24 protein-coding genes are annotated in these 23,677 nt (G+C 41.1%); 2 read left to right on the top strand and 22 right to left on the bottom strand.

Features of this window, described 5'->3' with window-relative positions; genetic code table 11:
• The 19 genes from C3729_RS08885 to C3729_RS13390 form a co-directional block, all read right to left on the bottom strand.
• Positions 1-870: a DUF4138 domain-containing protein gene (locus C3729_RS08885; protein ID WP_024565600.1), complete on the bottom strand. Its 870-nt coding sequence runs from the start codon at positions 868-870 to the stop codon at positions 1-3.
• Between the two features lie 2 nt (positions 871-872).
• Positions 873-2,081, bottom strand: coding sequence for a conjugative transposon protein TraM (traM, locus tag C3729_RS08880; protein ID WP_024565599.1), 1,209 nt, complete (start codon positions 2,079-2,081; stop codon positions 873-875).
• A complete protein-coding gene (locus tag C3729_RS08875) occupies positions 2,077-2,430 on the bottom strand; it encodes a hypothetical protein (RefSeq protein ID WP_024565598.1) in 354 nt (117 codons plus the stop codon). Before C3729_RS08875 ends, traM begins: the two co-directional genes overlap by 5 nt.
• 2 nt (positions 2,431-2,432) lie before the next feature.
• Positions 2,433-3,047, bottom strand: a complete 615-nt coding sequence (gene traK / locus C3729_RS08870; protein WP_024565597.1) for a conjugative transposon protein TraK — start codon at positions 3,045-3,047, stop codon at positions 2,433-2,435.
• A gap of 5 nt (positions 3,048-3,052) precedes the next feature.
• Positions 3,053-4,303 carry a type IV secretion system protein gene (locus tag C3729_RS08865; RefSeq protein ID WP_029738611.1) on the bottom strand — a complete coding sequence of 417 codons (1,251 nt, stop codon included), beginning with the start codon at positions 4,301-4,303 and terminating at the stop codon, positions 3,053-3,055.
• A 2-nt stretch (positions 4,304-4,305) separates the two neighbouring features.
• Entirely contained in the window at positions 4,306-5,136 is an 831-nt protein-coding gene (locus tag C3729_RS08860) for a hypothetical protein (protein ID WP_104793840.1), read from the bottom strand.
• A 4-nt stretch (positions 5,137-5,140) separates the two neighbouring features.
• Positions 5,141-5,806, bottom strand: a complete 666-nt coding sequence (locus tag C3729_RS08855; protein ID WP_104793839.1) for a hypothetical protein — start codon at positions 5,804-5,806, stop codon at positions 5,141-5,143.
• A gap of 2 nt (positions 5,807-5,808) precedes the next feature.
• The gene (locus C3729_RS08850) at positions 5,809-6,516 is read right to left on the bottom strand and encodes a hypothetical protein (protein ID WP_228464266.1); all 708 of its coding nucleotides are present in this window, start codon (positions 6,514-6,516) and stop codon (positions 5,809-5,811) included.
• A gap of 42 nt (positions 6,517-6,558) precedes the next feature.
• Positions 6,559-7,278: a hypothetical protein gene (locus C3729_RS08845; RefSeq protein WP_228464265.1), complete on the bottom strand. Its 720-nt coding sequence runs from the start codon at positions 7,276-7,278 to the stop codon at positions 6,559-6,561.
• Positions 7,265-10,339: a TraG family conjugative transposon ATPase gene (locus tag C3729_RS08840; protein WP_104793838.1), complete on the bottom strand. Its 3,075-nt coding sequence runs from the start codon at positions 10,337-10,339 to the stop codon at positions 7,265-7,267. The genes C3729_RS08845 and C3729_RS08840 overlap by 14 nt, the downstream gene beginning before the upstream one ends.
• A complete protein-coding gene (locus tag C3729_RS08835; RefSeq protein WP_024567405.1) occupies positions 10,311-10,625 on the bottom strand; it encodes a hypothetical protein in 315 nt (104 codons plus the stop codon). Before C3729_RS08835 ends, C3729_RS08840 begins: the two co-directional genes overlap by 29 nt.
• 1 nt (position 10,626) lies before the next feature.
• Entirely contained in the window at positions 10,627-10,950 is a 324-nt protein-coding gene (locus C3729_RS08830; protein WP_024567406.1) for a DUF4134 domain-containing protein, read from the bottom strand.
• 36 nt (positions 10,951-10,986) lie between these two features.
• Positions 10,987-11,520, bottom strand: coding sequence for a hypothetical protein (locus tag C3729_RS08825; protein ID WP_104793837.1), 534 nt, complete (start codon positions 11,518-11,520; stop codon positions 10,987-10,989).
• Positions 11,521-11,581: 61 nt separating this feature from the next.
• Complete coding sequence (locus C3729_RS08820) at positions 11,582-12,235, bottom strand: ParA family protein (RefSeq protein WP_104793836.1); 654 nt, start codon at positions 12,233-12,235, stop codon at positions 11,582-11,584.
• 2 nt (positions 12,236-12,237) lie between these two features.
• Positions 12,238-13,707 carry a relaxase/mobilization nuclease domain-containing protein gene (locus C3729_RS08815; RefSeq protein WP_104793835.1) on the bottom strand — a complete coding sequence of 490 codons (1,470 nt, stop codon included), beginning with the start codon at positions 13,705-13,707 and terminating at the stop codon, positions 12,238-12,240.
• Positions 13,704-14,054, bottom strand: coding sequence for a hypothetical protein (locus tag C3729_RS08810; RefSeq protein WP_104793834.1), 351 nt, complete (start codon positions 14,052-14,054; stop codon positions 13,704-13,706). The genes C3729_RS08815 and C3729_RS08810 overlap by 4 nt, the downstream gene beginning before the upstream one ends.
• A 23-nt stretch (positions 14,055-14,077) precedes the next feature.
• Positions 14,078-14,872, bottom strand: a complete 795-nt coding sequence (locus C3729_RS08805) for a hypothetical protein (RefSeq protein ID WP_024565584.1) — start codon at positions 14,870-14,872, stop codon at positions 14,078-14,080.
• A gap of 1,175 nt (positions 14,873-16,047) precedes the next feature.
• Positions 16,048-16,527, bottom strand: a complete 480-nt coding sequence (locus tag C3729_RS13395; protein WP_260204507.1) for an HlyD family secretion protein — start codon at positions 16,525-16,527, stop codon at positions 16,048-16,050.
• The gene (locus C3729_RS13390; RefSeq protein ID WP_214649541.1) at positions 16,509-17,147 is read right to left on the bottom strand and encodes a hypothetical protein; all 639 of its coding nucleotides are present in this window, start codon (positions 17,145-17,147) and stop codon (positions 16,509-16,511) included. The genes C3729_RS13395 and C3729_RS13390 overlap by 19 nt, the downstream gene beginning before the upstream one ends.
• A gap of 619 nt (positions 17,148-17,766) precedes the next feature.
• Between C3729_RS13390 and C3729_RS08795 the strand changes: the two genes are divergently transcribed.
• Positions 17,767-18,237 (top strand): GNAT family N-acetyltransferase, encoded by a 471-nt coding sequence (locus C3729_RS08795; protein ID WP_031502824.1) that lies wholly within the window; start codon positions 17,767-17,769, stop codon positions 18,235-18,237.
• 30 nt (positions 18,238-18,267) lie between these two features.
• On the opposite strand, the gene C3729_RS08790 is transcribed toward C3729_RS08795, so the two are convergent.
• Entirely contained in the window at positions 18,268-19,338 is a 1,071-nt protein-coding gene (locus C3729_RS08790) for a tyrosine-type recombinase/integrase (protein WP_024567409.1), read from the bottom strand.
• Positions 19,339-19,587: 249 nt separating this feature from the next.
• Here C3729_RS08790 and C3729_RS08785 point away from each other — a divergent pair, with 249 nt between their 5' ends.
• The gene (locus C3729_RS08785) at positions 19,588-20,775 is read left to right on the top strand and encodes an MFS transporter (protein WP_104793833.1); all 1,188 of its coding nucleotides are present in this window, start codon (positions 19,588-19,590) and stop codon (positions 20,773-20,775) included.
• Positions 20,776-21,464: 689 nt separating this feature from the next.
• Here the strand turns inward: C3729_RS08785 and C3729_RS08780 are convergent.
• Both C3729_RS08780 and C3729_RS08775 read right to left on the bottom strand, forming a co-directional pair.
• Positions 21,465-22,655 (bottom strand): IS91 family transposase, encoded by a 1,191-nt coding sequence (locus tag C3729_RS08780; protein WP_104793198.1) that lies wholly within the window; start codon positions 22,653-22,655, stop codon positions 21,465-21,467.
• Positions 22,652-23,482: a tyrosine-type recombinase/integrase gene (locus tag C3729_RS08775; RefSeq protein ID WP_024564048.1), complete on the bottom strand. Its 831-nt coding sequence runs from the start codon at positions 23,480-23,482 to the stop codon at positions 22,652-22,654. Before C3729_RS08775 ends, C3729_RS08780 begins: the two co-directional genes overlap by 4 nt.
• Positions 23,483-23,677 lie beyond the last annotated feature (195 nt).

Here is a 23,677-nt window from a genome sequence, read left to right as displayed (position 1 = left end):
CTAAAATGTATCTGCTTTTAAAATATCTGAATAATTCACCTTCATCTCGATGGTTCTTCCCGAGAGTTGTTCCTCAATCAGGCGGATCATCATCACCTTGCTGTTCGGAAAAGTGAATTTTTTGAAGACATAGATGTTTCTGAAATTTTTCCTGAAATGTTTCGGGGCGTAAAGTCTAAAAATCGGTGTCATCTCGATGCTTTGATTGTTGGTCGCCTTGTAGATTTTTTTGTCCTCGATGGAAAATTTTAGGTCTTCGATATCGTAACTCAGGTTCGAGCTGTTTTTGAAGGTCATATCGAGAAAGATGTAGTCGCTGATAACGTACACATTGTTGAGCTGCATACTGAGTTTAAGGTCTTTTTGCTCCCTGATTGGATTTTCTTCCGTCTTCTTCTGGATGATGTCCATCGCAAACTTGGTCAGCTCCAAGTTGGAAAAACGGGTTTTGTCCAGTTCAATCGGCTGCATCTCTTCTGGCTGGATATGGATGTTGGTCACGGTGTTTTTATTTTCCGAATTTCTGTAAATAGCCTTATATTGGGCAATAAAAGACTGACCTACAACGGTTATTATTCCTATTTTGTCGCCATTCAATAAAGAGGTGGTTTTTGCCTTTTCCTTTGGGTCGACGTTGGTAGGAGCATCCGTGATCTTGATTCTCGCGATATTGATGTTCGGTAGATCACCCGTGAGTTTTTGGGTGGACAAATCCACATATTGGATGGGTTCCGGTGAGATGATGTGCAGGTTGACGCCCTCCGTAATCACTAGTTCGGGCAATTCCGAAATGACTTGTTCCTTGGTTGCGGTTTGGGCAATAAAAAGGTTGGATATAAGGAATAATAGGATATTGATTGCTGTTTTCATTTTTATTTCTTTTGTTGGTTTTGTGAGTCTTTAAGCTGTTTTTCGTCGATGAGAAATACATAGGAGTTGTATTTCAGTTTGGCTTTGTTGGTTTTAATGAGGTTGGCTATGGATTTGGAGGTGGAAGTGAACAATTTTGAGCCGATGCTCGTGAAAAATCCCTGTCCGCCCATATCCATCTGTGTTCCCTGTACGGAGTTGCTCCCCATTTCCCGAATCATGTCCCTGAAGACGCTTTCCGGAACATAAAGTCCCTTCAAACCGTCGATATCATAGATGGAAAGGTTGACGGGAAGAATTTCTCCCTTGGTAAATACCGAGACAATCTTGAGGTCAACCCGCTGCATGGAAAATCCCGAGATTTGCCCGTAAAGGATGGAGCCTTTCTCAATTTTTCTGTTGCCGACGAAGATGTCTTCCAATAATCGGAACCGGATTCTGCTTCCCAGAAATCCCTTGTTGTTTTCATCAATGACGGCTTTGATAAAACTGTTCTCATTTTCCCTGTAGAAGGCATTGAACTCGCTGTTGATTCCCGACTTGCCGACATTGAAGGTGGAATTGAGGAACTCGTCCATCTTTTCCTTGTTTGCCTTGAGTTTCTGTTCCGCCAAGAGTTTGGCTTGGTATTCGGGATCCCTCGCTTTTTCTAGGGAATCCATGACGAGCATCTGCTGTTTCAGATATTTTACGGGGTCTTGCTGTGCATTTTGATTACTAGATTTTTGATTTTCTGAAAGTTGCTCATTTTCCTGTTTCCCATTGGACTTGTCGTTCAGCATTCGGATGATTTCAGAAGACCTCTTGAAATCCTTGTCCTCATTTTGCTGTTTTGGATTGTAATAGGAAGAGTTGCCTCCTTTTGACGCCTGCTGATTTTGTCTGCTGGAGACCGCCTTCAGTGAATCGATCTTTCTTTTCTGGTCCAAAGACAACTGGTCTTCATAACTGAGCAGACTGTCCTCTTCCTTGTCCAATCCTCCGAGCATCGTCCTGTTGTCGTCCTTCTTGAAAAAGGCGTCGTAGGCATCGTTCTTCGTCATGATGGAGTCCCGTGTTTCTCCCAGAGACAGGGAAAGTTCTTTCGGCTTGTCCTTTTTAGAGGTGTCCTCTTTGGTAAATTGGGCACCTACATACACAAAGAGCAGCAGGAACGGCAATGCCAGAAGGGGCATCACATATTTTTTTTCCTTAAAGTTGATTTTCTTAATGTCCATGTTGCAGTTCTTGGTATTGGTTGTACAAATATTCTATTCTCAGGCTGTCTTCTTTTTGGAGTTCTTTTCGGTCCCTTTTCATTTTTAAAATTTTGAGTTCATTAACTATTTTCTCCATTTCTTTCTCTTGGTTTTTATTAATTTGCTGGGTCGTGTTGCTTTTGGAATAGAGGTTTGGGGGCTTGATTTTAAATGTCGACTGGCTCGGAAAGAAAATTCCCTGTATCAGCGATCCGATAAAAGACACGGAGAGAAAAACCATCGAATGGGTGAAAAACTTCTTCGGATTTTTTGCCGCCCATTCCAATCCCTTTTTTGCGGTTTGTTTTAGAAAATTTTTCATCTTTAATAGGAATTTTTGGTTTGGTTGGAGATTTCCTCGTTGTCGATAATCCTCCAATTTTTAAGCATCACACCGTGCGGATTGTTTGGACTTCGGATGATGTCCTCAAAGTATCCTTCGGTAATCAATTTTCTTGTAATCACGGCAGACTTTCTGGTAATCATCTGCTTTCCGAAAAAGGAGAATTTCTGTTGCTCCATATTGAGCGAGATGGAATCCGTATGAATACTGACCATGGAACTGGAGGCCACAATCTGGTTGTAGAAGCCTTTTTCCTTGAGATTGGTGTATTCTTTTTTTCCGCTGTCGTCAATGAGGTACAGTGATTTTTGAATATTCTCCTTGATGTAGGCATCATCGGGAGCCAAGGTGAAAAATAGTCGGTGGAACAGTTCAATTTGGGCTTTGTATTCTACGGGTCTGTTTAACAAGACATCGGTCTGCTTTGCCAGTACCGGAACCCCGTTGTCCAAAATGTAGATGGATTTTCTTGAATCCTGAATCATCCGATAGGCAAAGAAGAAGCCCGCCAATACGATAATTACGGCAAATGCTATTGTTCCCAGCGAAACTACCTTGTTGATTTTTATTCTTTGTTCGATATTTTTGATCAGCATCTTATTTATTTTTTGTTGTTATTCATCGCACTGTTGACCATTCCCGATGCGGAACCTGATGCAGCCGATTTTGCTGCTGCTCCCGCTACGGAAGCTCCACCGGTTTTGGCTGCCAATACCGTTGTTTTAGCGGCACTCGCCATTCTTCCAGCAGCACTCTTCATCTTGGTCATCGCACCTGCACCTCCCGCTGTAACAATGGTGTCGGCAATGGTGGGCGTCATCAATACCCCGATTCCCGTCACGATATAGGCGACACAGGTAAAGAGCTGGTTGTAGATCATTCCCGAATTGCTCACATAAACCATCAAGGCATCTAAATTGGTGATGGTTCCATTGGTTAAAAGCGTGTCATACCGCTCAATCTCCATTTCATAACCCGAAGCGATCAGTTGCTGACCAATATTGATGATGGTATAGGCTACAAAGGTGTATAGGTTGATGTTGATGAACTTGGAAACCCAGCTGTACAGCGAGTTTTCAAATCCTGGAACGAGCGCCATACCTACCGCAATAGGCCCCAAAATAATGAGGATGTAGGCCCAAATTTTTTGGATGAAGAAAATAAGGTAGACACAGATTCGAAGGATGGAAAGGCAAACGAACTCGATAATTTCTGCAACCAGTTTTTGGAGCTGGAACTCCATCCGTAACTGCCATTCCTTGATGGGTTGGATGAGTTTGTCCAGTCCCTCGCTGATGTCGAACCAAGAGTCGTCGGCATCTTTGCCGGTGTTGTTGATGACGTCCTGCTTCGCATCCTCGTCGGCTTTCAGTTTGATGACGGCATCGAGTAGCTGCTGCTGTTTCTTGAATCGTTGAATCCTCAAATCATTCACTTCGGACTCAATGTCGCTGAAAATGGCGATTCCCGGTTCTGCAATGGCTTCAAAGGGTGCCTGAATCAGATTGACAAAACCACTCCAATACACCAGGGTAAATCCAATGAGGATTGGTTTGAGCATCGGGGTGATTTCCCATTCCCGGTCGCCCGCCGCCATTTGCCAACCCATGTATCCGAGATACATCAACGCTCCCAGTCCTCCGATCGCCCTTCCAACCAAAGCGGATCCGACAGCACCGTCTTGAACGCTGTTGTCCAGTTTGGTAAAGACCTCCATAAACCATTTCTCAAATGCGCCGTCGCCCTTTAGAAATTGGAGCAGGTTGCTGTAGTCGCCGTCGGTTTGGGCAAAGCCGATTATCGGCAGCAATATTGCCAAGAGGCAAAATAAGGGTGTAGTATTTCTTTTCATCACTAAAATTTATGTTTGTACTGCTGCATCGTGTTGTGGATGATCTGCTTGTCGGAAGCGGGAGTCCAAGCCTGTGGCAATGCATAAGGCGAATGGTTTTTCAGAATATTTTTATAGTCCAAAAGAAGTGTCGTCTTATCGTTGTGTTTCCTTAATTCCTGCACGAACCTTCTCCATTTGATAAGGGTGTCATGGTACATCAAAAAGCGTTTTCCTCTCGGCATATCCATCGACCTCGACATTGAATATTTTTCCTTGATTAAGTCCAATTCCTCCTGAAGTCTTTTTAAAGTTCCCGTGGTATTGAGCGTTTCGTAGGTTTGCTGGTTCTTCAGCCTCCATTCGATAAAGTTTTGAGGATTGTCTGGAAATTCGGTAATGGGTCTGAGCATCCTTTTGTAGTAGAGCAACCAGAGCGGGTCTGCATCGACCGTCGCCGAAGTCCAATGGGCAAAGTCTTGGACGCTTCTTTTATAGATGGTGTCGGATGCCGCCTTTATCTTTTTTGCCTCTTCCTCTTGAAATTTCACTTGGGCAAAACGCTGGTTTTGAAGTCCCGTCGGTTTTAGCGGCCGGATGTCTTCTCCATCCTTATAGTCCCTGTTTCTGCTGGGAGCCCACATTCCCCAAACTGTCGCATAGGCGAAGTTGGTCTGAATTCCCAAAAGATATTTGGGATAGGGTCGCCAATCGCCCCAACTCTGGAACACCATTCTTTTGTGCTGGGCGACGATGGAGGGATCGTTCAAACGCTTTACGGTAAACTGTCCAAATACGCCGACTGCTGCCAGCAAAAGCGGAACGAAGGCTAATTTTTTAACTAATTTTTTCATCTTTTTAATTGAATATGTATTTGTATTTCTGGATAATGTCTCCGACAATCGCCCTGTCGATATTGAGGTAGTTCCGTAGGACGGGAACCTGGTACAGGTACGGAATTTTCTTGGCGTTTTCTAACCGCAGTATGATGTAGAGGATGTTTCCGTTGATATTCCTAACTCGGGTAAACACCTTTTCAATAAGCATCTCCCTGTCCATCGGATCCATCAGGAAATCCTTGTTCTCGTTCAAAATATCCTGCGTGATTTCCTGCTTGAGTTTTAAGGTATGTTTGCCGATTTCGACATAGTATTTGGAAACCAAAACGGCATATTCCGGATGTTGCGCCGATAAGTCCAGCATCTTGTTGGAGTTGTTCGCCATCTTTCCCAGATATTGGTACAGGTAGATTAACTTTTTGCTCTGCGTAAGTGCCGAGTTGACATTTTTTAACTGCTGGTAGATGTATTCCTGAATGGCTATGACCTGTGCGGTCTGGCTTTTAATGTCGTCGTACAGTTCCTTCTGTTTTTCATAAGAGTTTAGAAAAGCCTGCTCGCTTCCCAGTCTTACGCCGTGGTTGGTGGTCATCTGCGCCAAGAGTTTGTCGTTGATGACAATCTGCTGTCCGCTTACCAAACCAACAGAAAAAAACAAGATTCCTCCAATAAATAGTTTTCTCATTTTTAAAAGGATTTAATGTTTTTCATAATGTTCTCGACCACTTGTTTGTCCCGATTCACATAGTATTGAAAGGCTCTTTTGTTTCGTAAAACTTTTGCCTTTATGTCCCGAATCTTTAAAAGCATATGGGTAGAATTTCTGCTCAGCGTCTTGACTTCTCCCAAGGCATAATCCAATAAAATCTTGCGCTCCGACTTTTCCATCTGGTTCATTGCCCCATAGGAAACCACAATCCCGACAATCAGCCTCGTCACCATTTGCAGATCGTCCACAAACTGAACTTGTGAAGGCAGAACCGCGATGATGGAATAGGGAGCCGTACTGATTTCATGGATAATGGCTTGCTGGTTTTGGGTGACTTTCGTAATCTCCCTGCTCATCGCAATTCCTGTGGGAATCGCCTGAATGGCGAACGATACGATTCTAAGCCTGTCCTGAATTTTGGTCACCTTGTCCTTGAAATTGTTCCACTGGGTTTTGTTGGCGGTTTCCACCGTGGCATTGGCAATCTGGTTTTTCCGCATCTCCTTCTGCCTTTCGTTTTCATCCATCGTCGCCTTAATTTCAAGATTCATCATCGGAAAGGAGACGTTTTCCTGCTGCCAAGACGGCGTGGAACCGCCACTGGATGAAGTGAGAATGATATACGCCAGCAAGCCCCCAAACCCCCAAAGTGGGCTTTTTAAAGCGTTAATTATGGGATGTTTCATTTTCATCTTATTTTTTACATTGTTCCCCTTTGGAGACAGGGGCTAGAAATTTCTTTTATATCGGTTCATGATATTTTCCACAATGCCCTTGTCGGTATTGATGTATCCTGCAAATGGATTGATGGAGTTCCAGAATCCCAAACGGTTGGCTTTTTCCAGTCTCAACTTGATCGCAAGAAGCCACAGCTTGAGGTTTTTCACGTTCTCGGAAATGTTGTGCAGTATCTTGTAACGGTCTCCTGCGGTCGCAAGGTTCAGTTCTCCCGAGGCGAGTATGTCGGACACATCGGTCACGATTTTCAGGCTCTGTTCATAGGTTTTCTGTGAAGCTTTTACCCCGAATATCGCATATTGCGGATGCTGTGATGCCAACTGTACTACCTGCGAAGAATAGGTATAGCATTTATTGAGTTCGGAGTAGATTTCTTTTACCTGTATTCCGTTCTGCAAAGTTCCCGAAACTTCCATCAGACCTTTCAGAATCTTATTCTGAATGTCGTTGGCAACCACCATCTGTGTTCCCACCCACGCTTGGGCATCCTTCAGTTTGGAGGTTTCATCAATCACATCGTTCTGCTTGGCTTTCAGGTTTTCTGAATAAAGAATCATTGCCGCCGTTACCGTCGGGTCGATGTAGGTGTTTTGGGAGAAGCTCCCTGTACTCCAAAGTGGGAAAAGTAAAAATAGCAGCCTCACCCCAACCCTCTCCAAAGGAGAGGGAGTTTTGCGTGTGTTCCTTAAAGAGGTTTTATGCGGTTTCATATTTTAGATTTTGAATGTTGATTAATTCTGAAAAATGGATATTTCGGTTTTCTAGTTCCTGAGAGATGATTTTGAAGATATTTTGTCCTTTGTGCGTCTTCTTCATCATCCTATAATAGAAAACCACCTTTTTGTCCAACGGCTTCTGGTAAAGGTTGACGAGCGATACCAAGTTTTCGAGGCTGTCTCCAAAATTTTTCAAATCATCCACAATCTTGAGCAAAGCCTCGTCGTAGTTTCCGTATTGTTGCACATAGTATTCGACTGCTGATTTTTCGGGCTTTTCCGTGGTGTAGGTTAAATACTGCTCCAGGGAAACCTCATTGCCGTAAACTTCTCCTTTGGAACCCCGCTTCAGATAAAATTCCTTGAAACGGCTTCTTCCAAACTTGTTGTTCAAATTATTGATGGTGAAAATCTTGTTTTGCTCCACCTTGTTCAATGAAAGTAGCGACGCAATCTTGTCGAAGTTGTCCTTGAACTTGGTCTGATCCAAAAGGATGAAGGTATCGGAGTTGTTGATGATGCTGTCTTTCACGACGGCATTTCCGATGATGTCGTCCAATTCCTGTGTAACGACCACGGCTTCTCCCCAAAATTTCCGAACCGTCTTGTAGAGATAGAGAATATATCCGCCCATCAGTTTGCTGGCAATAGCCTTCCACGCTTCCTCGATGATGAGTGCCTTTCTTCGGTCTTTTCGAAGCCGCATCTTCTGAATAAAAGTATCCATGATGATGAGCGTCACAATCGGGAAAAGTTTCGGATTGTCTTTCACATTGTCGATTTCAAAAACAATGAATGGTTCGTCGAAGAGCGTATTGTCTGCACTTTCATTGAGCGTGGTTCCGTATCTTCCGCCTTTGTAAAAGTCTTTCAACACAAACAGAAAGGTTCTTAAATTGAATTCTCTTTCGGTAATTGCGTGCTTTTTATTATTCAGATAAAGTGGTAGAAATTTATCGCAGTAGTCGTAAAATCCATTAAAAGACAATTCTTTGGCTTCCAACTTTTCTTCAAGTTCCTTGATTTTCTTGATGATGGTTTTTCGGAAGGACTCGTTCCATTCTTCCGCCGTTTTCGGCTGCCTGATAATCTCGTTGGACTTGATGAGGATGAGTTGCGTCTCATTGTAGATTTTTCTCTTATCTTCATCGTTCAAGGTTTCATAAGCTTCGTAAACCTTGTAGAATTTTTCGCTGTCGTAATTCGGGTTGTTCATATTTTTGTCCGGATGATATTCGATGGCGAGTTTTCGGAAAGCCTCCTTAATCTCGTCAGAACCTGCATCGAAAGCGATTCCCAAAATATCGTAATAGTTGTACTGTCCGTTCGACTGGTTCTCAAAATCTGAAATAATGTCTTCCTCGTGGATGTTGTATTTGTTCAGATAGAGAATGAGTTCCTCCGAGGTCTTATGCTCATACCACCTGGTTCCCGAATTGAAATATTGGTGGTAATACGACATCAGCACATTGTCCAAAATAGATTTTTGTGCGGACGACATCGTGGCATCGGGACCTTGCCAAATCAGGAAAATCAAATTGGTCAAAAATTCTATTTTTTCGATGTTGAACTCTTTCTTGTTCATCAAAAAAGGATTCATGGTGATTGGTTTTTCTTCAGTGTATTGGATGTATCTCCCGCCTTTGTATTTGCAGGTTCCCGAATAGGAATCTCCTGTGTCCACAATGACCACGTCATAATTGTAGGTCAGGTATTGCTCAACGATATTGTTCATCAGGAAGGACTTTCCAGAACCTGACGGACCGAGGACAAACTTGTTTCGGTTGTTGATTCTTCCTGTCTTCATCGGCAAGTCCGCCGGGTCAACTTTCAATGGAACGCCTTGTCGGTCGGTAAAACGCAGATAAAAATTGGAATCCTCGTTCACGGGGTAACTTTCTTTAAAAAAAAAACACAAGGCCGCTTCGCTTGTCGTCATAAATAAATCGTATTCCCGAAGTTCCGTGGCATTGCCTGGAATGGCGGAGCGAAATAGTTCGAGCTGGTTGTAGGCGTTCTTGGAGACGATAATTCCTTTCGTAAAAAGCTTGTTCTCGATCATCGACTGTATTCCTTCCATTTTTTCCAGTGTATGTGTTGAAAATATTAGGGAGAAATGGGCATTGACCACGAGTTGTCCGTCGATGGCGATATTGTGGAGAAGCGTTTGGATTTCTTCCGCAATAATGGCGTTGGATGGAGAGTTGTTTGCCGCCCCCTCGTGCTTCTTTTTCTTTTTGTCGAGTTCCCGCTGTTGTTGCGCCTGCAGAGGAATGGTGATGACCTGATTGTAGATGATGGTTTCGTAATCCTCCAATTCGTTGATGAAGGTGAAGTTGTCCACCGCCGTTTCCGAGGCTGCTCCGTTTCCTCCCAATATGGAAAAAGGATCTATTTCTGAAGGCAGGTCGATATTTTCGACATCCACATAGGAAATATTTTTGACGAAGCGGTTTCCGATTTGGAGATATTCGTTGGTACTTTTGATATTGTCAAAAACCGGGGTTTCCGTAAACTGCATCGACAATACACCCGAAATGTAGTATTCAAAATCTTTCTCATATAAAAATTGGGGTTCGCAACCGCTCTGCTTCAAGAGCATCAACACCTTTTGGCATTTGTCGCGAAGTTCTTTGTAACTTTTTTCGGAAAACTGGTAGTGCTTGTTTTTCTTCTTGAGTTTGTCGTCCACAATGTCCGTAAACAGGAGTACCGTTTCGATGGTTTTAAATAGTCTTCCGTCAAAATGCTCGGAGTATTTCTGCTGGAGGAACTGGTTGGAGGATTCGGCGGTATATCTCTTTTTGGAAAAGATGTCGAGTTTTTGAACGATTCTTCCTTCGCCAATAATGGATACGACTTGATTCAGCACGGTATGGAAGTTCAGGTAGTTGTCTGGGTCGGCGGAATACTGTTCCACAATGTTCTTAATTCTGATGCCGATAATCGGATTCCCGTACTGTCCGAAGAGGACATCAAAATCCCATCCAAAATCCTTTCCGTAATCGTAGCCGATGAAGGGAATGTCAAATGCCTGTTTCTTTGTCTTTACCATCTTTTAAAAATCTTTTGTTGTTGAGTTTTTTTGGAAAAATGAATATCTGGTCAAAATTTTTGGTCTTGTCGTAGAGTCCGTTTTTGTCCTGCTTCTTGAAAATGAGGTAGACACCTCCTGCGGTTACCAATAAACCTAATAATGAACCCAGCAATCCGAATTTGGATAAGATGAGTGCCGCAACCACACCTGCGCCGATGACGGCTACCGCATAAATGATGTATTTGCCTTTGAGTCCGAAGAATACAAGGGGTTTTTTGAGCCCCTTGTACAGGTAGTATCCCATCTTAAGCAAAGAATGCGGTTACAAATTCCGGAACCACGATAAGGAAGATCATCGCACCGCCGTAGCCGAGGATTTCTTTGTTGACATCCTGGTCGCCGTTCGTCCATTTGTTGTACACCCTCAATCCTCCGATAAATCCTACCAGTCCACCGACTGCCTTTAATATCAGCTTGATGGGATCCCAATAGTCTTTAATGTCGGAAGCGGCGTTGGAGATGGCGGTTGCTCCGCCCTGCGCAAGCATCGGGGTCATCGCCAGCATCACCAAGGCAAGGGTTAGAACTTTCTTTTTTGTCACGTTTTTTCTGATAAAATTTTTCATCATTTTTAAAATTTAGGTTAGTTATTATGGGTATATTGGTTAAATCGTCGAGTGGTAAACCTTTTGTCCCTCAATATTGTCCACCAGTTTTACATTGGTTTCAGAGAGGTTGACAATTTTTTGCCATTGGTCTTTCTTGCTCTGTGCATCATTTTTTTTCTTTGAAACTATTGGTTCAATAATTTCTTTTTTTTGGGCGATTTCAGTTTGCTGTGGCGGATTTTCGTGGTGTTTCGTCTCCGGCTGTGATGGAGTCGTCTCATCCAAATCCTCTTCCGCCTCAAACCTTTTCCTCAATTCTTCCAGACTGGGATTGTCTTCAAAATTGTTCTGTCTTTGAATCGGAATGGGTTCGCTTTTTAGAAATGATTTCGGGGTTTTGAGATTTTCCACATCCTCGATGCCGACCAAGGTGGGTTCCTCATTCTCCACCTGTGCAAAGTCGCCGAGTGAGTATTCTTCTGCAACATCGGTCTGTATGGTTTTCTCTTTTTTTAGGAAAAGGTCGTAAACGATATTTCCGGCATAGTACAGAAAGTAGGCTCCTAAAAGGATGAGTGAATATTTTAGCATAATGGTTGTATTTGAGGTTTGTGGTTTTTGGATTCTTTTTTCTTGTCTCTTTTGTCTTTCGTTAAAGCGTAACTTTTTTGACCTCGCTGATCTGCTGTATAATTTCGTCGAACGGCTTCTTTATGGCGTATTTTTGCTCGTAGGTGAGTTTTCTCGTGTCGATGGTTTGAAGGCAGTTTCTTTTGAACACGGGGTTTTCTAGCAGAGTTCCGTATTTTGCCAACTCGATATCCATTTCCTTTTGGTTGAGATATTTGTAGCCTTTGTCGTATTTGGAGCGGATGAAGATTCGTTCCGCCTCGCTTTCCAATAAACCCAGAAGATTTTTGAATACCAGTGTCGATTTTACGGACACATCGGAATACTCGAAGGGAATGATGATGAAGTCGCTGTACACCAAGACATCGCTGTATCTCTGGTCAAGCGTTCCCGCCAAATCGAACAGGAACAGGTCTTTGCTTTCTTTCAGGTCGACAACCTGTTCCAAGTCCTCGAAGGGAGGTTCATCGTCATCTTCGCCGATGACTTCCACCTCGTACAGTTTGGGCAGTTCCGATTCCGCGTCCTCCCTCCATTTGTTGAAGAAGGATTTTTGGTAGTCGAAATCAAACACCTTAATCTTCCTTGTGGAAATTCCGGAGAGATAGTTGGCGAAAGCGATGGCGAGGGTGGTTTTCCCTGTTCCGCCTTTTTGGGTGGCAAATGTGATGATCATTCTTATGTTCTTTTTTTGTTTTTGCGTCTTTTTCTTAACTCTTCTTCGGCGGGGTCTTTCCCTGTTCCTCCCGATGGTTTGGTGAATTGGAAAATCAGGTCGTCTATGCTTCTGTCCAGTTCTTTGGAAAGATTTTCATCTCTATTTTCAGATGCGGATTCTTGGCTTGGATTGAGGAATTTTTGATAGGCTCTTTCACCAATTAATTTTTCCAATGATCCCACATAGTGCAGTTTGGAGTGGACGGCATAATATTTACCTTCTTCCGATTTTATGAGGTGGACATCCTTGTTATTCTGTGATTTCACATAATCCTTTACATCGTTTTTTATGGAGTTGAAAACCTCCCTGTTTTTTATTTTCTTGGACTCGAAAAGCATAAATTCTTTTACTACGTTTTCGGGATTCTGGCGTTTCAGGTGCTCCATTAAAATCTGTTTTAAAAGACTGTCCGCCAGATTGTAGTCCTTTTGGCTTTCAAATAGTTTCTTGTCTATTTTGTCATCGGTCATCTCAAACAGGTCGTTCATCTTCATAACTTCGCTTCCCTTGAACACCTTTCCCGACTTGTGGTCGATGATGCTGTATCCGAATGGTTTATGTCTGTGCTTGTGGTGGAAAACCACATCCAGCCCGAAGATGTCCCGCAACTTTTTTTGGAGTTCGCTCTCGAACTCAACCTTGGGTTTCCAATGGTCGCTGTGCTTTTCCTCAGGAAGCATTGATTCCTGAGCCCTTTTATCTTCGACCTTGAAGACTTTGTTGGAGCAGAGGTCTTTATATTTGCTCAAAATGGCTTTCAGCTGTCTCATTCGTCCGTTGTCCGAATTGGGGGTAAAACTGATTTGGTTACCGTGGATGGTTTTAAGTTTTACCCCGTTCTTCAGAATGGAAAAGTCATTTTCATCATTTGTGTCTTTAGTTAGTTTGAACCCGCTTCTTTCAAGCAGGAGTTCCAGTTGGCTGAGTGAAGCAATTTGATAGTTTAGCAGTTTTTCTAATTTTTCCTCGGAACTTACTCCGTATCGTTTTTCTAGTGTATCTGCCAATGCTTTTTGGGCTTTCAAGCGTTCGTAACTGTCGTTGATTTTCTTTCCGGTCTGCTTGTCAACCCTTGTGGAGACGATATGGACGTGGTTGTTCTCGGTGTCGCTGTGGTAAACTACTATGAACGGCTGTTTTCCGTAGCCCATTTCCTGCATGAAGTCTTTGGCGATTTCGGTGATTTCTTCCTTGCCATGATTCTGATATTTTGCAGAAATGACGGCGTGGAACTGTGGTTTCTTTACCTTCTCATTTTTTGAAATGGATTTGAAGTAGTCCCGAACCTGCTCCGGACTGCTTTCCCCATTGATGAAGGAGGGAAAGTTTTTCATCAGCATCAGTTCTCCTGTTCCTTTCTCCATCTTTTTGTCGTTGTACTGAACGCCGTGAAAATCCGAGCCTGAAGCAGGAATAATCTTGACAATCATTTTGCGAGCATTTCATAGATCTTTTCGAAGATTTGGTTTTGCTGCTTCTTCAATTTGGCGATTTCTGAAAGCTTTGCGGTGAAGTTTTTCAGTTCTGATTCCGAAATAAACTTTTGTCCGTTTGCAATTTTCGCTACCTGGTTGATGTTGGTCTCTATCTTGATGAAGACGTTGTCTTGTTTTTCAATGAACGCCAGTATCTGTCTTCTTTCGTTGTCTAAAATTCTGTTCTCAACTGATGCCGTCAGTAAGTCGGTCAATGTGAGGTTTCTGTGTTTGCATATTTTTTTCCAGTCCTGTTTTTTGGTTTTGGATATTCTGAATTTTATGTAGTCTTCTTTTTCCATTAAGGACTTTGTTGAATCATCAATTAGGGCAGATAAGGCTTGATCCAGTTGGAATAACCTTGAACTTCTCCGTAGGTGTAGTAGGATGTGGACATTGCGTTTAGGGAGGTTTGCGGAATCTGGATGCTGTAATTCTCCAGCAGGGCTGGAAAATATTGCGTGGAATTCTCCGTATGAAGTAAGACAATCTGGTTGGGAATGTATCCGATGTCGCTGTAGATGCTCGCAATGCTGATGAAGGCGTTTCCCGTAATCGGTGCGGAATCAGAAGACCTGTACATCTGAAACCATACATTTACAATTCCCTGTACTTTTCTGAACAAAACCGCTCCCTTTAGTCCTCCGAAATTTTTGGTTCCGATGGTGTAATATTTTGAGGAGGTAAGATAGGCGTGGCTATTTCCCGAATAGTTTACAGGGGCGGACCAAGTTGAAGTTGCTGTCAGTGCGGCGGTGCTGTTGGGATCGAAGGTGAGTACAATTCTGTATTCGACAGGCTGTTTCTCCTTTGCGAAATTCTGCCATACGTTGCCGTCAAAATAATACATTCCTGATTCTGAAATATTGATGACCTGCCCCGAAAGATTGGAAGCCGGAGCGGTGGCAAATACAACCGCACCTTTTTTTGCCTGTGTGTAAAACTTGTTCGCCAACTGGTCGCCCGTTATCCTTGGAGGAATAATCCCGTCATGATGTGAGGTGTCGTTTGGTTTTCCTACTACATCAAAAGTAGTTTCGGGTGTCTGTGTGTTTATTCCGACCTGCGCATTGAGGTTGATGGCAAAAAGTGTCAGGAGAACATAGAGGGTTGCTTTCATTTTTTTGATTAAAATTTCTGTTGCAAAATTGGGACATCAAATCCGTGAAAACAATAGTGTTCATGGGGCGTGGGCTAAATAAGAACAATTTAGACGAGTTTAGATTCTCCGAAGATTAAAAAAGAATAATTTAGACGAGTTTAGATGCTTGAACCAGATTTGGTGATTAAAAAAAACAAGTTCCGCCGTTTTTTCCCCTTTTGCAAAAAGGCAAGACCGTCTTTGTCCCAAAACTTGAAAAGTTTGTGGGTACAAAGACACATCTTGCAACAAAAGTTTACTGATTTTTTTAGAGGTCTGAAAAGGTTCCTCGAATGGCTATTTTAGGGCTGTTTTGCGGTTTTTTATGAAAGAGTTGCTTTGGAAGGAAAAAAATACGGAAAACAGGCTGATTTAGGGTGTAACTTTTCTACCCACGTTTGCGAGTAGGATGTGGCTGATTTACGCAGGTTGCATGATAACCTGTAGCTAAATTACCCAACTTATTGAAAAAGATAAGTTTATTTGGTGCAGGTTTTGAAGGAAGGTGTGTCTTTTTATCATTGAAATTTTTGTCAGAATGCTTATCGTTTAGGAAAATGAGGATGGGTCTGTTTTACACTGGTTAATTCTGAACCTGGGTCTTTTTTTCGCAGGTGGTTTATTTAGGAGTGCGTATTTTACCAGAAGATTTGGACGATTTACGAGGACTGAAAAATTCTGTAGATGATTTTTTTTCAGATTTTTAGCATTGGTTTATCTTGGAAGTTAAAAATACGGAAACAGACTCTGTTAGAAGTAGACTTTTTTACTCGGCGTTGTGGTCGGGATGTGCCTGATTTACCCAAGTTGAAAAATTACCTGTAGTTAAATTACGTAGGTTTTCGAAAAAGATGAGCTTGTTTGGCGAGGATTTGCACTAATAATACGCGGAGATTCCTAGTTTCTGTAAGAAATCTTAGCATTGACAATTATTTTTTACAAAAAAAACATCAAGCTTGATACCCCAACAATTTCCTGATCTGATAGAAAAACCTTTCAATTAGCCTTAAATCCTCGGTGACAATCTCGGCACTTCCTTTGAGTTCTCTGTCAAATGGCAACTTTTTCCCAAAAGAAGTCCGCAATCCTTTTGGAAGCAAAACGTCAACATAATAGTTCCCTTTATCATCTGGAGTAAGAGAGATGTTTTGGACCTAGCCTTCAACGATTCCATATTCTTGGTATCGGTAATTATCAAGCTTTACTAAAACCTTTTGATTTGGTTTAACTTTACCGGAATTCACTGATGGAATCAACATCCGACCAACAACTAATTCCTTATCATTGGGTAGAACAGACATCACAATATCACCGGGTTTTACAAATTGGTTCTCGCCCCAAAATTGTTGGAAACTAACTACTCCTTCTGTTGAAGAAAAAATTAGATAATTTTGTTCCCATTGTCTCAGTGATTTTCTTAGCTGTTCAAATAATTGGAGCGTTTGGGAGCTGTAAGTAATCTTATCTTTCTCAGTATTTATTGATGCACCGCTTTTGGTTTTATTTAGATTTGAAACCGCTTCCTGCATCTGTGACAATGTTATATTGATATTTTTCAAATTTTGTTCTGCCTGTAGAAATTTTGTTTTTTCATTTTCTAGTTCCATCGCGGCAATTACACCTTGATTGAACAATTCTTGGGAGCGCAAGTATTTTTTTTGGTAAGGTCAAATTTTGTAACTTCTAAGTTCCGCTGCTGTTGTAATGTAGCAATCCTTGCCCTGTATTCCCCAAGACTTTGGTTTGCTGCAATATTTTCAGGAGCATAGGGCTTAAGACGAGTAAAAAGTTTTTCATCCTGCAATGCTTTTGCAAAACTATTGTATTCTCCCTGTATTTCGCCAAGTTTGAAGGTTGATGCCTGTTGAGTAGGGAAGTAGAGAACTTGTGATGATGACATTGAATCAACTATATCTTTTAGAGCTAGAATATCCTTGTAATCAGCAGCTGACTGAAGCACCATCATGACTTGATTTTTATTTACAGACTGATGATCTTTCACTAAAATTTTTTCAATTTTAGAATTTGTTCTTGCTTCAAGTTTTTCAGGTGGATTTTTGGAAGTTACGACTATGGGGGCAGGTATAAACTCAGGATATTTAATTACATAACTCATCAAGAGAACCATCAGGAGAATGACGAAAATTACCGTGTTTCCCCATCGAATCATCCAATGTGGCGGCTGCGTGAGAATATCCTGCACGTTTTCTGAACGTAGTTCAAGATTGTCTAATATGTCTTTTTCCTTTTCCAATTTATTATTAAATTTTAAAATGTCCCAAATACGTCATAACAATATCTAAACTCTTTGTATTAACTGTGGAGCCATCATGAATACAATTATCTGTTGGAGCTATATAGTTGGTCCTTAAATCCTCCGTAGATTTTTTTTTGTAGCCATTTCATGAGTTTTTAAAAGGTTAATAAAAACAAAGTTACTAAAACGGCAAATGGGAAAAGCTACCGGAGGTTTAGTTCAACATCTAAGTTCTTGTTGCGTGCGAAGAACGAACAGTGATACCCTATTTAACGGAAGCTTCGGGAGTTTTTTTTCAGCATTATGGGTTTATCGGCGAAGGATTTTAGAGATTTACAGAGGATTTCTGGAAGAACCTCTTTTTTGGGTCGGTTTAGGCTTTTTTAGTTAACTTTACAAAGTGACAGATTTATGCGGTTGTTAAAGCTGCCGAAGCTTTAGTTCAGCGAATCTTTAAGTTATTAATTTCTTTAAAAAAATAGAAAAATCTATAATAAATCTGTTATTTCTCCAATTTATTTTTGGTTTTAAATTGGATCTATACTGTGGAAGAAGTGATGTAAGCAGGGAAGAACAGTCGATTTAAAAAAAATCTATAAATGTAATTGTCCGGCAAATGAGTAAAAAAAACGTGGTTGATATCATAGAATTTTCAGAAGAGTTATCTGTACCAATTAAGACACTGAATTACGAGTGGCTTGAAAAATATTTTCGTATAGAAGAAGGTGATGTTGCATCACTTTCAGATCCCCAAAAGCATATCATAGACAAAGGCGGCCATATTTATTATGCTAAACTCAATGGTGAAATTGTTGGTACAGCCTCACTGTTAAAGAAAAGTGAAACGGTTTACGAATTAGGTAAATTGGCTGTCAGCGACAAAGCACAGGGACACGGTATTGGGACAATATTGATTGAACATTGCTTAAATATTGCCAAACAAAAACAAATAACGATACTTATTTTATACTCAAACACAACGTTGCAATCGGCTATTCATTTATTTAGAAAATATGGGTTTGAAGAAGTTGAACTTGAAAGTGGAGTTTACGAAAGAGCAAATATCAAAATGGAGAAACACTTTTAAACAGGAAAGAACAGCCGTTTTAGAAAAAAATTATAAAGAATCCAGCGGACTTTTTATCCTGGACTTTGAAAGGTCTGTCACATGCGTGTAGATTTGGGTGGTTTTAATGGAATTATGCCCAAGGAGCTCCTGAATAAAGCGGATATCGGTTCCTGTTTCCATTAAGTGAGTGGCAAAACTGTGGCGCAATCCGTGAATACCGACTTTCTTGCGAATGCCTGCCTTTTCCATCGCCTTCCTAAATACCGCCTGCGCAGACCGTACAGAATATGCCTCGCCTTCTTTACCCTCGAAAAGGTAAACCTTTGGGCGGTAGCTCAGGTAATATTCCCGCAATTCGGGCAGTAAGCTTTGGGGAAGTACGGCGATGCGGTCTTTTTTACCTTTCCCCTGTTCGATGCGCACCAGCATTTCCGCACTGTCGATATCGGAAAGTTTTAACGCTACCACTTCACTCACACGGAGCCCCATGCCGTAACACACTTTCAGAACAAGTGAATGTTTGAGATTTAGTGTGGCAGCTATTATTTTCTTGATTTCAGCTTTGCTGAGCATTTTGGGAAGCAGCAGCTTTTTCTTTGGGCGCGGAATGTCGAAAAACATTTTTTGGCGGTGGAGCACTTGCTCAAAATAAAACTTTACGGCATTCATGCGGCTGTGGATTTCGCTTTCCGAGAGTTTCAGTTTTTCGTGGCAGTAGAGGAAATAAGACCGCAAACGTTCGGGAGAAAGCTCCTGCACGGGATAACTTTTTAGGATGTAGAGCAACTGTGCAAATTCTATGCTGTAAGTGCGTAAGGTATTTTGACTGTACCGCTTCAGCAGGAGATGTTCCTGGAAACGCTGGAACTCCGGCAAATTGACAAGGTGAATTTTGGAGAGTACTGCCTTGCCGGTTATTTTCTCGGGCAGCCCAAAAAGTTTGCGGTAGTGCCTGTTATCGGTAACATACCATTTTTTTTGTGAGGCGGACCACCGTGCTTTTGTGTGTTCGCGCAGAAAGGAAATGAGCTGCCGGTCTTTTTCAAACTGCACCCAAATAACGTTGGAGCCGTTGTGAGTTCCGGAGGAAAACTGAAATCTTTTGTCTGAAAAATCCATACCACCACTGCGTATTTTTTATATATTAAAAAAAGCTAAAATCAGATGGCGTTGGATGTTATCCGCCGCCAATAATTTAAAATACGCAATCCAAATATAGCTATAAAATATTAATATACAAATACTTAATAAAGATTCAAAAAAAATTACGATTTTATGATGCTTGATTCATAAATATTCATATATTTGAGTGTTGTGCGTCATGCGAACCAACCTACACGTGAATTTAAAAACTAACGAATAAAATTAATGCAAAATAAGAAAAACCTTTGGTTTATAGTTGGAATTACAATACTCAATGCAATTGGGATGACCATTGTACTTCCGCTCTTTCCATTTCTATTAGAGAAATATGTTGCCAATACGAAAATTGCAGCAACTATGAGTTTGTTAGTTTCAATATTTGCTATTTGTCAGTTTTTTGCAGCACCCATTTTTGGTACTTTAAGCGATAGGTTTGGGCGAAAACCGATATTGCTTATAAGCCTTTTGGGTTCAGTTATTGGCTATTTATTGCTTGGTATAGGTGGTGCTCTTTGGATACTTTTTTTAGGTAGAATTATTGATGGTATTACGGCAGGCAACCAGAGTGCTTTATTTGCATATATTTCAGACACCACAGAACCACATGAAAGAGGAAAATGGTTTGGATATTTGGGCGGAGCTAATGGACTTGGGTTTATGGTGGGACCTGCAATTGGTGGACTTCTTGGAGCGAAATCCATCACATTGCCTTTTTATGTGACTGCTATTATTACTTTTATTTCAATAGCTTGTATTTTTATTTTCGTTCCAGAATCACTAACAACGGAGAAACGCACTAAACAGATTACATGGAAAAGTTTTAACACATTCACCCACTTAAAAGAAATATTCTCTATCAAGACTGCCAAAAGCTTAATCATTATGGGAGCGTTTTTTTATATCGGTTTAGGAATATGGCAATTTAATGCCAGTATTTTTCTTAAAGATGTTTTTAAGTGGGGGCCAGAATTCATTGGTGGTGTTTTTGTTCTAGTAGGTATTTGCGATATTCTTTCTCGAGTAATCATCCTACCTCAAATGCTAAAAAAGTATAGCGAACAAACCGTTGGCATTATTGGTTTGCTTGGACTTGTTGTAGGACTTGGGTTGCTATTTATAAGTGCATTTATCACTTCTGTATTTTTTATTGTAGGAGCTGTTGCCTGTATTGTGTTAGGAGAAGGCTTATTTGACCCCTCATATAATGCAAGGCTTTCCAACACTGTTACAGAAGATAAGCAAGGACTGCTACAAGGAACAAGCCAAAGTTTGCAGGCTTTATATCATGTATTAGTTCCGCTTGGAGCAGCCGCAATTTATAGTTACAACAAAGCAACTGTGTTTGGAATTGCTACAATACTAATGATTTGTGGATTTCTGCTATTTATCAATATGAATAATAATAACTCATAGTTGAATGAACAAAAGCACGAACGCACAACATAGTATTGGCAATAGTGGGGCTGACAGTTGTAAACTCAACATTTGTTATTCTATTGAACATTTGTGCAAATGTTGAGTTGACGTTTTTCAAATGCCCCACCATCGCCAATACTCGGCCGTTGTACGCAATGTTGTGGGGTCGCGCATAAATTCAAAATTTGGCATTTTTTTTAAGATTTTATTTCGTTGTGATTTGATCATCTCTAAAAATTGACTTCATGCCGCAAAAAATATCTTTTATCGCATTTCCAAGCCTTTCCCTTTTCTTAATGCCATAAAAGATATTGGATATCAAAACAAAATGATTGTAATAATCACTTTTTGCATTTTTGAATCTTCTGCGTGAATAAAAAATGCAAAAAGAGATTTCGAAGATTTTTTACAATCGATTTGGTTACTTCATGGCAAGTCGGAGTGAATAAAAACACTGCGTACAATAACCAGAGTTTCGTTGGGCTCGAAGAGCCAACAATGAAACTCCTGTTGAACGGAAGCTTCGGGAGCTTTTTCAACACTATGGGTTTATCGTAAAGTTTTTAGAAAATATTTCAAGAGAACAGGACGTTCTCTTTTTTTTAGGCATTCGTTTTTGGCGAGTTTTTCTTGGTTTTATCGTGTTTTCCTTCACGTTGGGGCATAATTTCCCTTACCCAAATCTTTTAAAATGCAGATTTAGGAGCAGGTAAATTTCGGCTCATCTCCAAAAACCATTGTGGCGGACCTCGAAGATCGAACGTGGCAATCGTCACAAGATTTCCAACTTTACAACAACGACATTTCGGCTGAAAAACTTTAGAAAGGGGCTTTTCTTTGGTTTGAATACCTAATTTTTGTTGCAAAATTTTGAGTTTTTCACGCTTCCAGGTAGAGCTCAACAAACCATAATGACGGATTTTCACAAATCTTTTCGGCAAAATATGCATCGCAAAACGGCGGATAAACTCCTCGTGGCTCAAAACCATCTGCTTTTTGATGCCTTTTTGGCGGTAATCTTTGTAAGAAAAAGTGACCGTCTCCGCATCAATTTTTCTGATTCTCTGGTTGCTGACTGCGATTTTGTGGGAATAACGACCCAAATATTCCACCACCGATTTTGGGCTTCCAAAAGGCTTTTTGGCGTAAACTACCCAAGGTTTTTCCCACAGACTTTGCCTGATTTTTTCGTATTCATTTTCTTGATTTTCATTGAATTTATCCTTTAAATTAGCTTTCAGTTTCTCACAAAATTTAGCCCTGAAAACTTTGCTCAAAGCCTTTACAGAAAACAAAAATTTACCGTCACTTCTGATGTTTTTCCAAGCTCCGCTTTCATCCACACCACCGCCCGGAACAATGCAGTGCAAATGTGGATGAAGGCTCAGATTCTGTCCCCAAGTGTGCAAAACAGCAATCATTCCCATTTTTAAACCTCGATTTTCACCAAACGTTTGAAGCGTTTCCCAGGCAGATTCAAATAAAAAATCGTACAACATTTTGGGCTCGTGAAGCGCGGTTTTGTTCAATACATCAGGAAGCGTAAAAACCACGTGGAAATAAGGTACCGGAAGCAGTTCGGTTTCCCGATTTTCAATCCATTGCTCTCGGTTTTTGCTCTGACATTTTGGGCAATGACGGTTTCGGCAGGAGTTGTAACTGATGCTTACATTTCCACATTCATCACAAGCATCGATATGACCGCCCAAAGCCGAAGTTCTGCACTTTTTTAAGGCAAATAAAGTTCTTAACTGCCAAGAATTAAGTCCTAAATCTTCCAATTTTGAACCTAATTTGTTTAAAACATCGGCGACTTCGTATTGAGGTTGAGATTGAGGTTGAACTGACTGTTTTTTTGAGGTTTTAAAACCGCTCATTTCTTCCCAAATTCTGAAAAAAGGGTATCGAGCGGTGAAAAGAGTTTTTGGGTTGAAAGCTGGGCAATTTGAAGATAAACCAGCGTCGTATCAATACTTTCGTGACCGAGAAGATTTTTGATGCTCAAAATATCCATCCCATCTTCCAGAAGATGCGTCGCAAAACTGTGACGAAGCGTATGAACACTCACTTCTTTCAGGATGTTTGCCGTTTTTGATGCCTGTTTTACCGCCCACTGAACGCCGCGCTGGGAGTAACGGGAATCGAAATCGCCACCAGCACGCCCTCCACGAGGTTCTCCAAAGAGATAATCTTCCGGTTTTTCCGCTTCGATATACTTTTTGAGCCCACGAATCAGATGTTCGGAAAGTGGTAAATAGCGGTCTTTTTTGCCTTTTCCCTGAACCACTTTGAGTTGTTTTCGACCAAAATCTAAGTCGCACAAACGGAGATTTCGAACTTCCATACAGCGCAATCCGCAGCCGTAAAGAATGCCGATCAAAATTTTATGTTTTAAAAGTTTACAGCCGGACAACATCTGCCAAACCTCCTGTTTACTAAGCACTACAGGCAGTTTTTTCTCTCTTTTAATTTCCGGAAGACTCAAATAATCATAGCTCAAACCTTCCGATTTAAGCAGAAATCGAAGTCCGTAAACGGTGTGTTTAAAATACGACTGTGAAGGTGATTTTGATTTTTTCTGAAGGTAAAAAAGGTAATCGTGAATTTGCTCGGGATCCAATTCTGTAGGAATTTTTCCGAAATGTAGCGACACCGCAGCGACGTGTCTGGAGTAATTTTGAAAGGTACTTTGGCTTCTTCCCAATACAGAAACCGTACGTTCAAACCTATGCAAAAGCTCCGCAAATCCCGGAACTTCGCGCTTTGCCTGATTGATGATCTTGTTTTCTCTAAGCTCTTCTACACTCTTTTTTTTGTTGCCATTTTACTGATTTTTAATTAGTTTTACAAAGTAACTAAATATAGCGCTGAGAAAGCTACCGAAGGTTTAGTTCAACAT

The organism is Cloacibacterium normanense, assembly GCF_002943105.1.
GTDB lineage: Bacteria > Bacteroidota > Bacteroidia > Flavobacteriales > Weeksellaceae > Cloacibacterium.
Note: the sequence above shows the minus strand (reverse complement) of the source record. Positions and strands in the feature narration are given on the sequence as shown.